Origin of the sequence: Streptomyces sp. NPDC059740, from assembly GCF_042733155.1 — a bacterium.
In the GTDB taxonomy this organism is placed as follows: domain Bacteria; phylum Actinomycetota; class Actinomycetes; order Streptomycetales; family Streptomycetaceae; genus Streptomyces.
In genome coordinates this window covers 40253-52715 of sequence record NZ_JBHWGP010000012.1, presented here as the reverse complement: position 1 = coordinate 52715, position 12463 = coordinate 40253, and the positions used below count along the sequence as shown (strand labels likewise).

Sequence of the window (12463 nt, the reverse complement as noted above, 5' to 3'; positions counted from 1 at the left end):
CCGAGGGACGGGCCGGCCCGGGGGAAGAGGACATCAGGCGACCGAGGAGGCCCGGCCCCGGTCGCCCGGGGCAGTAGGTGGGGGTGGGGGTGGGGAGGCGACGGGTCCGCCGGGGCCGTGTCCCTCGGCCGACGGCGCCTCGGCCCGGCGCGCCGTCCCTGCCCCTCGGTCCACGGCGTCCCGGGTCAGCGGGGACCGCGTTCCTCGGCGGACGCCCCCTCTCCGTGCTGGGCGACGATGCCGAAGGACCGGCGTTCGCCGGTAGCGGAGTCCAGCGGTCGCAGCACGGAGACGGTACTGACCACCTCGGCCGGCTCCGGTACCGCCTCCTGTGCTGACGCGGCCTCAAGTCGCTCCAGGTCAGCGGCGGTCACCAGTGCGACGAGCGGCTTGCCGTGGCGGGTGACGACGACCCGCTCGCCGCCGTACACGACGCGGTTGATCAGATCCGCCAACTCCGCCCGGGCTTGCGTCACCGGAATCTCGTAGGTCATGCTCCCCATTCTAAGGAGATGTACGTCCTGTACATTTCTTGCAGAACGAGGAGCTGTCATGCGTGCCACGTACCAGCCCACCGCCCGACACGTGTTGCCGGAGTTCACCGAACGCACCCGCCACGGGCTGCGCACCCTCGACCCCTACGCCCGGCTCCTGGAGGACCGGATCGTCTTTCTGGGGACTCCCCTGGACGCCACGGCGGCCACCGATGTCGTGGCCCAGCTCCTCCACCTCGAGTACGCCGACCCCGACCGCGAGATCGCGCTGTACGTCAACTCCCCCGGCGGCCCCTTCACCGCGCTGACCGCCGTCTACGACACACTGCGCCACCTCTCCTGCGACGTGGCGACCGTCTGCCTGGGGCAGGCCGCGTCGACCGCCGCCGTACTGCTGGCAGCGGGCACGCCGGGCAGGCGCATGACCCTGCCGGGCGCCCGGGTGCTCCTGCGTCAGCCGTCGTCGGCCGAGCCGGCGCAGGGCCAGATCACCGACCTGGTGCTGCACGCCGAAGAAGTGCTGCGCGAGCGCGCGGCACTGGAGGAGATGCTGGCCCGTCACACCGGCCGTCCGCAGGAGGAGATCAGCCGCGACATCGACCGTGACCGCGTCCTCGACGCGCCGTCAGCCCTCACCTACGGCCTGGTCGACCACCTGACCAAGAGCCGGAAGGGGAAGACGCCTTCGGAGGGGCGCGGATGATGCCGCACCTCCCGCCACTGCCGGCCCTGACCCGCTCCGAGGGCGCGCTGGTGGACGGCTACCTGGCGGCCCTCGATCTCCTCGGCCGCATCAACCCCGCCCGCGGGCACCACACCTACAGCGCGCTGTGCGCGGCCCAGGCACTGGTCTCCCGGGCCCGCGAGCTGCGCGAGGCCCTGACGGTGATGCACGAACGCGGCGAGAGCGAGCTGCACGCGAGGACACTCGGGCGGGCCCTGCGTGTCCTGGACGGCGAGCGGCGAGCGGCCCTGGTCGGCCTGCCCGTTCCTGACCACCCGTCCGACCCGTTCGGGGGCTGACGGCTGACGCCCCGTCCGCACCGGAGCCCCTCCGCCGTGCGCGGCTCCGGTGCCGGTGTGCGCCGGGGAGGTTGACGCCACGTCACGGGCGGCGGTGTCGCCCGGGCCCGCGAGGGGCCTGCCGCCTGCCCGGACCTTCACCCGTGCGGTGGGCGCGCGACCGCGCCCGTGCGGGCGCCCCTCCCCCCGACGGCCCACCGCCGCCGACGAATCTGAGCCGCACCGGGCTTGCGGCCGGCACCCGCGTGTCTCCCGGCCGACACTTCGTCACCGCAGGTCACGCGGGGGCCTGCCGGAGGGGCCCAGCAGGACACGCCCCCGTCCAGCCCAAACGTGATCAATGTCACAAACTGCTGAGAATTTGGTGAAAGCGGGCAAATTGGTCGCTGACACCAAGCCCTCGCCACAGCGGCGGGGCGGTCCGGACGGACGCCGAGTCCTGCCGCCGCACCGGATCCAGGTCGAGCAGTTCGTACGGCAGGAGCGGAGGACCCAGGCAAGACGGGGCCGACAGCCGGAAGGCCGAGGGCCCCTTGGGGTGAAGCCGTTCTCGGACGGCCGGGCAACTTCGCCAGCCCGAACCCGACAGGTCCACCTTCGCAGGCGGCTGACGAAGGGTCCCCCATGTCCGCGAACCAGACCTCCTCCCTCCTCGCCCGCGCCGGCACCGTCTCGGCGATGGCGCTGGCCACGGTCGGCGCCACCGTGCTCGCCCCGGGCCAGGCCCAGGCCGCACAACCGGCCCGGGCCGCACAGACCTCGCAGACCTCGCAGGCCGCGGTCACCGCCGTGTCGGCCAAGGCGCTGCAGGTCGCCGCGGCCAAGAAGGGCTCCCCCTACCGCTGGGGCGGCACCGGCCCCCGGGCCTTCGACTGTTCGGGGCTGACGCTCTACGCCTTCCGGCACGCCGGCCGCTCCCTGCCCCGCACCGCGGAGCAGCAGTACCGCCACACCGCCCACGTCGCGCGCGCCGCGCGCAGGACGGGCGACCTGGTCTTCTTCCACTCCGGCGGCTCCGTCTACCACGTGGGCATCTACGCCGGGCACGGCCGGATCTGGCACGCCCCCAAGACCGGCGCCGTGGTGCGCCTGGAACGGATCTGGACGCACCAGGTCAGCTACGGCCGGGTGAAGTGACCTCCCGAGGGAGCCGAGGCCTCCCGCCCCCTTGGCGGGGAACGGCCCCCAGCAGCAGTGCGGCCCCCCGCACGCCCGGCACCACCGCGGCCTGTCCCGGGACCGCACGGTGCGCCCGGGGCCTCGCGCGCAGCAGCTCACGAAGGCGGCACGGAGGGCCGGCACCGGGCTGCCGGTCCGGTACCGGCGCGGCTCTCCCCGGCCGCGGCCGGGGAGTTGCCGGTGGTGCGGGCGGAGCCCCTGCGCGGCTCGTCCGCCCGGCAGGTCACCACGGGGACGGGGCAGCAGTGACGGGCCGCAAGGCCGGGCCGGGGAGCCGTCCGGCGGTTCCGGTCAGCCGCGTCCGGTAGCCGCTGCCGCCGTTCCGAGGTCCTCGTCGCCGAGCGCGGCCCCCTTGCGCTCGGGGATGAGCAGCATGGCCGCCATGTCCAGGACGTAGATGACGGCGAGCAGGGCGATGGCCCGCTGGAAGCCCCAGCTGCCGGCCACCAGGGCGACGACCAGCGGCGCCAGGCCGCCCACCCCGCGCCCGAGGTTGAACAGCACGTTCTGCGCGGTCGCCCGGGCGTGGGTGGGGTAGAGCTCGGCGATGAGCGCGCCGTAGCCGCCCGTCATGCCGTTGACGAAGGCACCCATCACCGCGCCGCCGACGAGCAGTGCGGCCGGGCTGGTGAGGGAGGCGTAGGCGAGGACGGCCACGACCGAGCCGGCCTGGAAGATCCAGAAGGTGGGGCGCCGGCCGATGCGGTCGGCGAGGTGCCCGAAGGCGAGGATGCCTGCGGCCATGCCGAGGACCGTCACGGCGGTCCAGGCACCGGACCGGGTGAGGCTGTAGCCGAACTGCTGGGAGAGGTAGCTGGGGAGCCACGTCATCAGGCCGTAGTAGCCGAAGTTCTGCACCGAGGTGAGCACGAGCACGCCGATGCTGGCGCGGCGGGCGGCAGGCGTGGCCACGAGGGTGCGCAACGGGGCCGTCGCGGGGCGCGGGGCGCGGCGGGCCTCGGTGAACGCGGCGGGCTCCGCCATGGTGCGGCGGAAGAGGAAGGCGGCGAGCGCCGGCACGACCCCCAGGGCGAACAGTGCGCGCCAGCCCCAGGCACCGATGACGGGGCCGGAGACGAGCGCGGCGGCCAGCACCCCCGCCTGCCAGCCCAGTCCGACGTAGGAGGTGCCGCGGGCCCGCTTGCGTGCGGGGAAGGCCTCGGCGGCCAGCGCCATGCCGATGCCGAACTCGCCGCCGATGCCCATACCGGCGACGAAGCGGCTGGCCGCGATTTCGGGCAGGTTCTGCGAGAGCGCGGTGAGGCCGGTGAAGACCGCGAACACCACGATCGACCAGCTGAGGACCCGCACGCGCCCCAGCCGGTCGGCGAGCATGCCGAAGACCAGCCCGCCGACGACGCAGCCGACGAGGGTGACGGTGGTCAGCGAGCCCGCCTGTGCGGTGCTCAGGTGGAGTCCGGTGGCCACCGCCGACAGCGCGAAGCTGAGGATGAGGAGGTCGAAGCCCTCCAGGCCGTAGCCGGCAGCCGAGGCCAGCACCGCCTTGCGGGCGTAGCGCCGGGCCTCGCGGGACTCCGGTACGTCGTCACCGCCGGTCCGGGGGCCGACCGGCTCTGCGGGGGCGAGGGGGACGGCCGTGGCGGCGGGGTCATGGGGAGGCATGCGCGGGGCTTTCCGTCGGTACGGTCTCGGATGCTGGGCCGTCCGACGGCGCTGGCCAGGCTCGCGCCGGGGTCTCGACCGCCCGGGCGGGCCCGCGTCGACGCGGCCGAGAGGCCAGTCTAGGGCGCGGGGCGCCGCTCCCCCACGCCACAGCGGGCCTCGTCGCCCACCCCCACCGGAACGATTGCCTCGAACGCGGACACATCACCTCCAGTGGCAGCTGGCCACCTGCCGGTGGACAGGCGGTCTGCACCCCTACGGTTTCGGGGAGTCGGGTCCCGGTCGCGTGCATTGCGGCGTCCGGGCGGCCCGGCGGCATGACGTGGGTCACACCTCGTCCGGCAGGCAGCGGGGGACCATGGAGGCGGCTGGGCCGTCACCGCCCCGGCCGGTCGGCCGTGTCCCCGCCCGCCCGGCCGGAGTGCGCCGCCACCGCCGCGGTGTCCAGCGGCGAGTGCGTCGCCCCCTCCTCGCCCGCCACCTGCGGGGTCAGGCCCTTCACCCAGCGGCGCCAGTGGTCCTGCCGCTGGTAGCCGGACGCCGACCAGGCCTGCCGGCCGGCGTGGTTCTCCTCCAGGACCATGGCGTCCACCCGCCGGCCGCCCAGGGCGGCGAAGCGGCGCTCGGCGGCGTGCAGCAGCGCCGTGGCCACGCCCCGGCGCCGGTGGGCCGGGAGCACGGCGAGGCGGTAGAGCGAGCAGCGCCAGCCGTCGAACCCGGCGATGACGGTGCCGACCAGGCGGCCCTCGCTCTCCGCCAGCAGCAGCGCCCCGGGATCGCGGGCGAGGAGGCCGAGCACGCCGTCGAGGTCGTCGCTGATGCTCGTCCCCTCGGCGGCGGTCCGCCAGAAGTCGAGGACGGCCTGGGCCTCGTCGGTGCGCGCGGGGCGTATGTGCGGTGCGGTCATGTGCGCATTCCAGCAGACCTGAGGGGGTGTCGGCACCGGGGTTACGGGCGGGCCCGGAGCGCCCCGCGCGGCCGCAGCCGTCCCCGCAGCCCGGCGCCGCCCGTCACCCTGCTGCCGGATCCGCCGTGGAGCGGGAGGGCCGAAGCGGGCGCGAAGCCGGCGGAACTGTTCGATCATGGGACGGAGGTGAGGCGATGACCGAGCTGCTGCTCCTGCTGCTGGCCGTGCTCCTGACACTGGCGTGCGGTGTCTTCGTCGCGGCGGAGTTCTCCCTGACGACCGTGGAACGCAGCGAGCTGGAGCGCGCGGTCGAGCGGGACGAGCGGGGCGCGGCGAGCGCGCTGCGCGCCGTGCGCGGTCTGACCTTCCAGCTCTCCGGGGCGCAGCTGGGCATCACCGTGACCGGGCTGGTGATCGGCATGATCTCCAAGCCCTCGCTCGCCAAGCTGCTCACCGGGCCGATCAGGGCGGCCGGGGCCTCCCGGTCGGTGGCCGAGTCGGTGGCGCTGGTACTGGGCACGGCCGTCTCGACCGTGGTGCTGATGGTGGTCGGCGAGCTGGTGCCGAAGAACTGGGCCATCTCCAGCCCGCTGACGGTCGCCCGGCGCGTGGCCGCCGTGCAGCGCGGCTTCAGCACCGCCTTCCGCCCGCTGATCAGCCACCTCAACGACGCCGCCAACCGGGTGGTGCGGAGGATGGGCCTGGAACCCACCGAGGAGCTGGCCTCTGCCCGCAACCCCCAGGAGCTGGTGGCGCTCGCCCGGCACTCCGCGCGCGAGGGCACGCTGGAGGCGGACACCGCCGAGCTCTTCGTCCGCACTCTCAACCTCCAGGACCTCACCGCGGAGAACGTCATGACCCCCCGGGTGCAGGTCACCGCGTTGGAGGCGCAGTGCAGCGCGGAGGACGTCGCCAACGCCACCCGGGCCACCGGCCTGTCCCGCTTCCCCGTCTACCGGGGGAGCCTGGACAGCGTCGTGGGCGTCGCGCACATCAAGGACGTCCTCGCGCTGCCCGCCGCCGAGCGGCCCCGGCGCCGGGTGACCGACCTCGTCCGGCCGCCCCTGCTCGTCCCCGAGACGCTCACCGTCGACCGGCTCCTGGACCGGCTCTCGGCCCGCCGCACGATGGCCGTGGTCGTCGACGAGTACGGGGGCACGGCCGGTGTCGTCACGCTGGAGGACATCGTCGAGGAGGTGGTCGGCGAGGTGCGCGACGAGCACGACCCACTCCAGGCCCCCGGACTGGTGCCGGCCGGGACCGACGCGGAGGGGCGGCGGCTCTACGAGGTGGACGGCGCCACCCGCACCGACCAGCTCGCCGCCATCGGGCTGCGCGCGCCGGAGGGCCCCTACGAGACGCTGGCCGGGCTGGTCGCGGCCGAGCTGGGCCGCATCCCCACCGCCGGTGACCGGCTGGAGGTCGCGGGCTGGCGGCTCGCGGTGAAGGACGCCTCGGGCCACCGGGCCGCCCGGGTGGTGCTGACCACGCCGGCTGCCGGCGCCCATCCCGAGCCGGGATCCGGGCGGCACGGGGTGCGGGCCCGCCGCCACGGGACGCCCGGGGCCCCGGCGGACGAACCGCGCGGGGAGGCGGGCCGGTGATCCTCCTCCAGCTCTTCACGGGCCTGCTGACACTGGTGGCCAACGCCTTCTTCGTGGGCGCGGAGTTCTCGATGGTGTCGGTCCGGCGCAGCCAGGTCGAGCCGCACGCGGAGGGCGGCGACCGCCGGGCGCACCGGGTGCTGTGGGGGCTGGAGAACCTCTCGGCGCTCATGGCGGGCGCCCAGCTCGGCATCACCCTGTGCACCCTGGTGCTGGGGGCGGTGGCCGAGCCCGCCATCGCACACCTGGTGGAGCCGGTCTTCCACGCCGCGGGGGTGCCCGGCTCGCTGGTGCACCCGGTCGCCTTCGTCCTCGCGCTCTCGCTCGCGACCTACCTGCACATGCTGGTGGGCGAGATGGTGCCGAAGAACGTGGCGTTGGCCGAACCGGTGCGCACCGCGCTGCTCCTCGGCCCCCCGCTGGTGGCGCTCAGCCGCGTCCTCAGACCGGTGATCTTCGCCGTGAACGCCTTCGCCAACGGGCTGCTGCACCTGCTGCGGGTGGAGACCCGCGACGAGGTCTCGGCCAGCTTCTCCGACGACCAGCTGGCGCAGATGGTGGCCGACTCCAGCGATGCGGGCCTGCTCGACGCCCGGGCCACCGAGCGGCTGCGGGACGCGCTGGAGCTGGGCAACCGCCCGGTGCGCGACGTGGTGCTGCCGCTGGAGCGGGTGGTCGCCGCGCGGGTCGGGGTCACGCCGGAGGGCCTGGAGCGGCTGTCGGCCCGGACCGGCTTCTCCCGTTTCCCGGTCGTCGACGCCCACGAGCGCATCGTCGGCTACCTCCACGTCAAGGACGCCCTCGACGCGATGCCGCGCGACCGGCCGTTCCCGGTGGGGTCGATGCGCCGGATCGCGCGGGTCCGCGCCGTCACGCCGCTGGACGACGTCCTCACCGCGATGCGCGCCTCCCGCACCCACCTGGCGGCCGTCACCGGGGAGGACGGCCGGCTGACCGGCCTGGTGACGATGGAGGACGTGCTGCGGGAGCTGGTCCTCCAGCAGCCCGCCGCCGGGTAGGGCGGCCCGCGCACGGGCGGGTCGGTCGCGGTGGATAGGATCCGAGGCGCCATGGAGAAAGATGCCACGTACACCGGGTTCCGCAGCCTCGTCGCCGTGGGCGACTCGTTCACGGAGGGCATGTCGGACGAGCTGTCCGACGGCACCTACCGGGGCTGGGCCGACCTGCTCGCCGCCCGCCTGGCGGCCCGCACGCCCGGCTTCCGCTACGCCAACCTGGCGGTCCGCGGCAAGCTGATCGGCCAGATCGTCGCGGAGCAGACCGGCCCGGCGGCGGCGATGGGCGCCGACCTGGTGACGCTCGTCGGCGGCCTCAACGACGTCCTGCGCCCCCGCTGCGACCTGGGGCGCGTGTGCGGGCTCCTGGACGAGGCGGCGGAGCGGCTGAGCGCCGGCGGCGGACAGCTGGTGCTGATGCGCAGCCCCGGCCGGCAGGGCCCGGTCCTGGAGCGGGTGCGGCCGCGGATGGAGGCGCTCTTCGCGCACCTGGCGGAGGTGGCGCAGCGGCACGACGCGGTCCTGGTCGACCTCTTCGGCGCCCCGGTGCTCTCCGACCCGCGGCTGTGGGGCGTCGACCGGCTGCACCTCAACGCGGAGGGGCACCGGCGGGTGGCCGAGGCGGTGTGGCAGGCCCTGGGCCTGCCGGCCGAGGAGGACTGGCGGGCTCCGCTCGGCACTTCCGTCCCGGTGGGGTGGGTGGCGCGGCGCACCGCCGACCTGCGGTTCGCCGGGGAGCACCTGCTGCCGTGGATCGGGCGGCGGCTGACCGGCCGCTCCTCGGGTGACGGCCGGGCCCCCAAGCGCCCCGAGCTGCTGCCGCTGGAACCCGCCCGGGCGGCCGGTGAGCCGTACCGGCTCTAGTAGCTTCCTACGAGCCCGGGGACGGCGGGGAGCTGCGTTTATCGCCAAGTAGACTCTGGCCACGTGACTGCCAAGCCCCGCATCCCGAACGTCCTGGCCGGCCGCTACGCCTCCCCCGAGCTCGCCGTGCTGTGGTCCCCCGAACACAAGGTGAAGCTGGAGCGCCGGCTCTGGCTCGCCGTGCTCCGCGCCCAGCAGGACCTCGGCGTCGAGGTGCCCGAGCAGGCACTGGCCGACTACGAGCGCGTCCTGGACCAGGTCGACCTCGCCTCCATCGCCGAGCGGGAGAAGGTCACCCGGCACGACGTCAAGGCGCGCATCGAGGAGTTCAACGCCCTCGCCGGCCACGAGCACGTCCACAAGGGCATGACCTCGCGCGACCTCACCGAGAACGTCGAGCAGCTCCAGGTCCGCCTGTCGCTGGAGCTGGTCCGCGACCGTGCGGTGGCGGTACTCGCGCGCCTGGGCCGTCTCGCCGGCGAGCACGCCGAGCTGGTCATGGCGGGCCGCTCCCACAACGTGGCGGCGCAGGCCACGACGCTGGGCAAGCGGTTCGCTACCGCCGCCGACGAGCTGCTGGTGGCCTACGGCCGGCTGGAGGACCTGCTGGGCCGCTACCCGCTGCGCGGTGTGAAGGGCCCGGTGGGCACCTCGCAGGACATGCTGGACCTGCTCGGCGGCGACACCGGCCGCCTCGCGGAGCTGGAGGAGCGGGTCGCCGCCCACCTCGGCTTCGAGGGCGCCTTCACCTCGGTCGGCCAGGTCTACCCGCGCTCCCTGGACTACGACGTGGTCACCGCGCTGGTGCAGCTGGCCGCCGCGCCCTCGTCGCTGGCCAAGACCATCCGCCTGATGGCCGGCCACGAGCTGGTCACCGAGGGCTTCAAGCCGGGCCAGGTCGGCTCCTCGGCGATGCCGCACAAGATGAACACCCGCTCCTGCGAGCGCGTCAACGGCCTGATGGTGATCCTGCGCGGCTACGCCTCGATGACGGGTGAGCTCTCGGGCGACCAGTGGAACGAGGGCGACGTCTCCTGCTCGGTGGTGCGCCGGGTGGCCCTGCCCGACGCGTTCTTCGCCCTCGACGGCCTGCTGGAGACCTTCCTGACCGTCCTGGACGAGTTCGGTGCCTTCCCCGCCGTCGTCGCCCGCGAACTCGACCGCTACCTGCCCTTCCTGGCGACCACCAAGGTCCTCATGGGTGCGGTGCGGGCCGGCGTGGGGCGCGAGGTGGCGCACGAGGCCATCAAGGAGCACGCGGTCGCCTCGGCGCTGGCCATGCGCGAGCAGGGTGCGGAGCGCAACGAACTGCTCGGCAAGCTGGCGGCCGACTCCCGCATCCCGCTGGACCGGGCCGGGCTGGACGCCCTGATGGCGGACCGGCTCTCCTTCACCGGCGCCGCCGCGGACCAGGTCGCCGCCGTCGTCGCGCGGGTCGAGGAGGTCGTGGGCAAGCACCCGGCCGCCGCGGCGTACACGCCGGGCTCCATCCTCTGAGGCCGGGCCGGTCATGGCGTTCACCGCGCAGGAACTGGAGGCCGCCCGCGACAGGCTGGTCCCCGACGTGCTCGCGCCGGGGCTGCGGGTGCTGTTCTGCGGCATCAACCCCGGCCTGACGTCGGCCGCCGCCGGGCACCACTTCGCCCGGCCCGGCAACCGGTTCTGGCCGGCCCTGCACGCTGCCGGGTTCACCCCGCGCCGGTTGCGTCCCGAGGAGCAGGACGAGCTGCCGCGCTTCGGCCTGGGCATCACCAACGTCGTGGCGCGGGCCACCGCTCGGGCGGACGAGCTCAGTGACGAGGAGTACCGCGAGGGCGGCCGGCTGCTGGCCGAACGGGTCGAGCGGTGGCGGCCGGCCTGGCTGGCGGTCTGCGGCATAGGGGCCTACCACACGGCGTTCGGTGAGCGCCGTGCGGCGATCGGCCCCCAGGAGCGGACGGTGGGCGGCGCGCACGTCTGGGTGCTGCCCAACCCCAGTGGCCTCAACGCCCACTGGACGCCGAAGACGCTGGCGCAGGAGTACGGGCGGCTGCGTGCGGCGGCGTTCGAGGGGGGCGGCGCGGCCGGCCGGTGACGGCGGGCCGGCGGCGCTCGTCGGGCTCGACGCGTCGGCTGCCGTACGCCGACCGCCCCGACCGGGTGGCGAGGCCCGGGCGCGGGCCCGGCGGCCCTGCCCGGGCGGGGGCTCCTCGGGCTGATCCTCAGCCGCCGAGGCCGAACCAGGTGGCCCGGGACTTCTGCCACTGTTCGTGTTCGAGGTCCTTGGCCGCCGTGCCGTCCCCGTACAGGTCGGCTTCGCCGTCGTCGGTGACCAGCTGCACGCGGGCACCCGGGGCGCCGGCGTCGTCCGGGGTCCTGGCAATCGCCTCCCAGGCACCGTAGTCCGAGGTGGGCAGGGTCAGCCGCCGCACCGGGGCGTGGCCCGGGTCGCCGTCCCAGGAGTACAGGGCGTAGGGCGCACTGTTGTCGTCGGCCGACCAGGAGCCGGCGAGCACGAGGTAGTGGCCGGCGGCGTCGCGCCGGATGTCGCGCACGCTGAGGCCGCCCAGGTCGAGTTCGACGGGCGTCCCGAAGTGCGCGTGCCCGTCGCCCGGTTCGCCGTCGACGAGAGCGGACATGTTGGTCACGGGCACCAGCAGCGCCTTGCCGCCGTCGCGCGGCGGGACGAGCGGGGCGCGGAAGCCCACGTAGGCGGTGGTGGTGGAGCCGGGGAGGAACTCCAGGCCCTCGACGTTGAACCCGTCGACCTCCTTCGGGATCCGGCCGTCGGCCGTGCCGTCGGCGAAGCCGTAGCGGTCCCCCTCGTCCTCGTCCCACTGCACCAGGTCGGCGCGGAGGTCCCTGAACCAGCCCGCGACGGTCAGCCGCGTGCCGGCCCCGGAGCCGGTGAGGGTGGTGGCCAGGAGGGTGGACCGGTCGGGCTTGTACTCGCCGTCCTTGTTGTTGCCCATGGACCCCGTCCAGTAGACGGTGTCGCCGACCCGGGCACCGGCCTCCAGGTCCATCTCCTTCTCGGCGCCGACGGCGTCACCGACGTCGAAGGTGCGCACCGGGGCGCCGCCGTCCGGGCCGTACAGCCGCAGCACGTTGCTCTCGTCGTCGGCGACCAGGGTGTGGCCGTCGCCCACGTCCACGGCGGCGGAGGCGTCGGAGGAACCGGTGAGGTACCGGGTGTCGGCGGCGCCCACGACCGCCGCGGAGGCCGCGTAGTGCAGCCTGGTGGTGGCGCTCTTGCCGCCGAGGCCGGTCACCCGGACCGTCAGGTCGCTGTAGCCGCGGGCCCGCGGGGTGACGGCGAGGGTGCGGGTCGTGGCGGTGCCGGCCACCGCGACGTCCTCGGGGCCCGCCACGGCCGGCCGGCTGGCGGCGGAGACGTCCACGCTCAGGTCGGCGGCGGCTGCGCCGCTCTGCGAGACGGTGACGGTGACGACCGGGTCCCGCGTCCCGCCGACGGCCCCCGACAGGTAGGGGGTGGAGAGGCTGATGCGGGGCGTTCCGTAGTCGGCGGCGCGGGCCGGGGCGGACGAGGACGTCCAGGTGGTGGCGGCGAGCGCGGCGGCCATGAGGGCGGTGGACGCGGTGAGGCCCGAACCGGCCCGCCGGAGACGGGCGGTGGGGTCGGTGGTACGGGGGGTGGGCGGCATCGGCCACAACCTTCCGGGTCGCTGCGGTGTCGGCGCCGGGAGCCTGCACCCGACCGGCGAAGGTGCGGGGCGACTTCGGTGACCCGCGGGTGAACGGAGGGCGTCGGCT

At 74.9% G+C, this 12463-nt stretch carries 11 protein-coding genes, 1 pseudogene and 1 riboswitch; of the genes and pseudogenes, 8 read left to right on the top strand and 4 right to left on the bottom strand.

Translation table 11 applies throughout. The annotated features are described in order from the left end of the window. Positions 1-185: 185 nt before the first annotated feature. Positions 186-494: a type II toxin-antitoxin system Phd/YefM family antitoxin gene (locus ACFV3R_RS16705; RefSeq protein WP_385582414.1), complete on the bottom strand. Its 309-nt coding sequence runs from the start codon at positions 492-494 to the stop codon at positions 186-188. 58 nt (positions 495-552) lie between these two features. On the opposite strand from ACFV3R_RS16705, the gene ACFV3R_RS16700 reads away from it, so the two are divergent. From ACFV3R_RS16700 to ACFV3R_RS16690, 3 genes are all read left to right on the top strand, one after another. After that, a complete protein-coding gene (locus tag ACFV3R_RS16700) occupies positions 553-1197 on the top strand; it encodes an ATP-dependent Clp protease proteolytic subunit (protein WP_385582412.1) in 645 nt (214 codons plus the stop codon). Then, complete coding sequence (locus ACFV3R_RS16695; protein ID WP_385582408.1) at positions 1194-1517, top strand: hypothetical protein; 324 nt, start codon at positions 1194-1196, stop codon at positions 1515-1517. Before ACFV3R_RS16700 ends, ACFV3R_RS16695 begins: the two co-directional genes overlap by 4 nt. A gap of 438 nt (positions 1518-1955) precedes the next feature. Next, positions 1956-2138: riboswitch (cyclic di-AMP (ydaO/yuaA leader) on the top strand. A 3-nt stretch (positions 2139-2141) separates the two neighbouring features. After that, positions 2142-2654: a C40 family peptidase gene (locus ACFV3R_RS16690; protein ID WP_385582404.1), complete on the top strand. Its 513-nt coding sequence runs from the start codon at positions 2142-2144 to the stop codon at positions 2652-2654. 333 nt (positions 2655-2987) lie between these two features. Here the strand turns inward: ACFV3R_RS16690 and ACFV3R_RS16685 are convergent, their stop codons facing one another. Both ACFV3R_RS16685 and ACFV3R_RS16680 read right to left on the bottom strand, forming a co-directional pair. Further along, a complete protein-coding gene (locus tag ACFV3R_RS16685; protein ID WP_385582401.1) occupies positions 2988-4319 on the bottom strand; it encodes an MFS transporter in 1332 nt (443 codons plus the stop codon). 490 nt (positions 4320-4809) lie between these two features. Beyond that, positions 4810-5226 (bottom strand): annotated as a pseudogene (locus ACFV3R_RS16680) (GNAT family N-acetyltransferase); the annotation flags it as partial. Positions 5227-5420: 194 nt separating this feature from the next. Between ACFV3R_RS16680 and ACFV3R_RS16675 the strand changes: the two are divergent. The 5 genes from ACFV3R_RS16675 to mug all read left to right on the top strand — a co-directional run bounded on the left by ACFV3R_RS16675 (position 5421) and on the right by mug (position 10784). Further along, entirely contained in the window at positions 5421-6830 is a 1410-nt protein-coding gene (locus tag ACFV3R_RS16675; protein ID WP_385582398.1) for a hemolysin family protein, read from the top strand. Next, the gene (locus ACFV3R_RS16670) at positions 6827-7849 is read left to right on the top strand and encodes a hemolysin family protein (RefSeq protein WP_385582395.1); all 1023 of its coding nucleotides are present in this window, start codon (positions 6827-6829) and stop codon (positions 7847-7849) included. Before ACFV3R_RS16675 ends, ACFV3R_RS16670 begins: the two co-directional genes overlap by 4 nt. A 51-nt stretch (positions 7850-7900) precedes the next feature. After that, positions 7901-8710, top strand: coding sequence for an SGNH/GDSL hydrolase family protein (locus tag ACFV3R_RS16665; RefSeq protein ID WP_385582393.1), 810 nt, complete (start codon positions 7901-7903; stop codon positions 8708-8710). Between the two features lie 63 nt (positions 8711-8773). Then, the gene (purB, locus tag ACFV3R_RS16660) at positions 8774-10207 is read left to right on the top strand and encodes an adenylosuccinate lyase (RefSeq protein ID WP_385582390.1); all 1434 of its coding nucleotides are present in this window, start codon (positions 8774-8776) and stop codon (positions 10205-10207) included. A 13-nt stretch (positions 10208-10220) separates the two neighbouring features. Continuing rightward, complete coding sequence (gene mug, locus ACFV3R_RS16655; protein WP_385582387.1) at positions 10221-10784, top strand: G/U mismatch-specific DNA glycosylase; 564 nt, start codon at positions 10221-10223, stop codon at positions 10782-10784. A gap of 127 nt (positions 10785-10911) precedes the next feature. Here the strand turns inward: mug and ACFV3R_RS16650 are convergent, their stop codons facing one another. Further along, the gene (locus ACFV3R_RS16650) at positions 10912-12273 is read right to left on the bottom strand and encodes a hypothetical protein (protein WP_385582856.1); all 1362 of its coding nucleotides are present in this window, start codon (positions 12271-12273) and stop codon (positions 10912-10914) included. Positions 12274-12463: the final 190 nt, after the last annotated feature.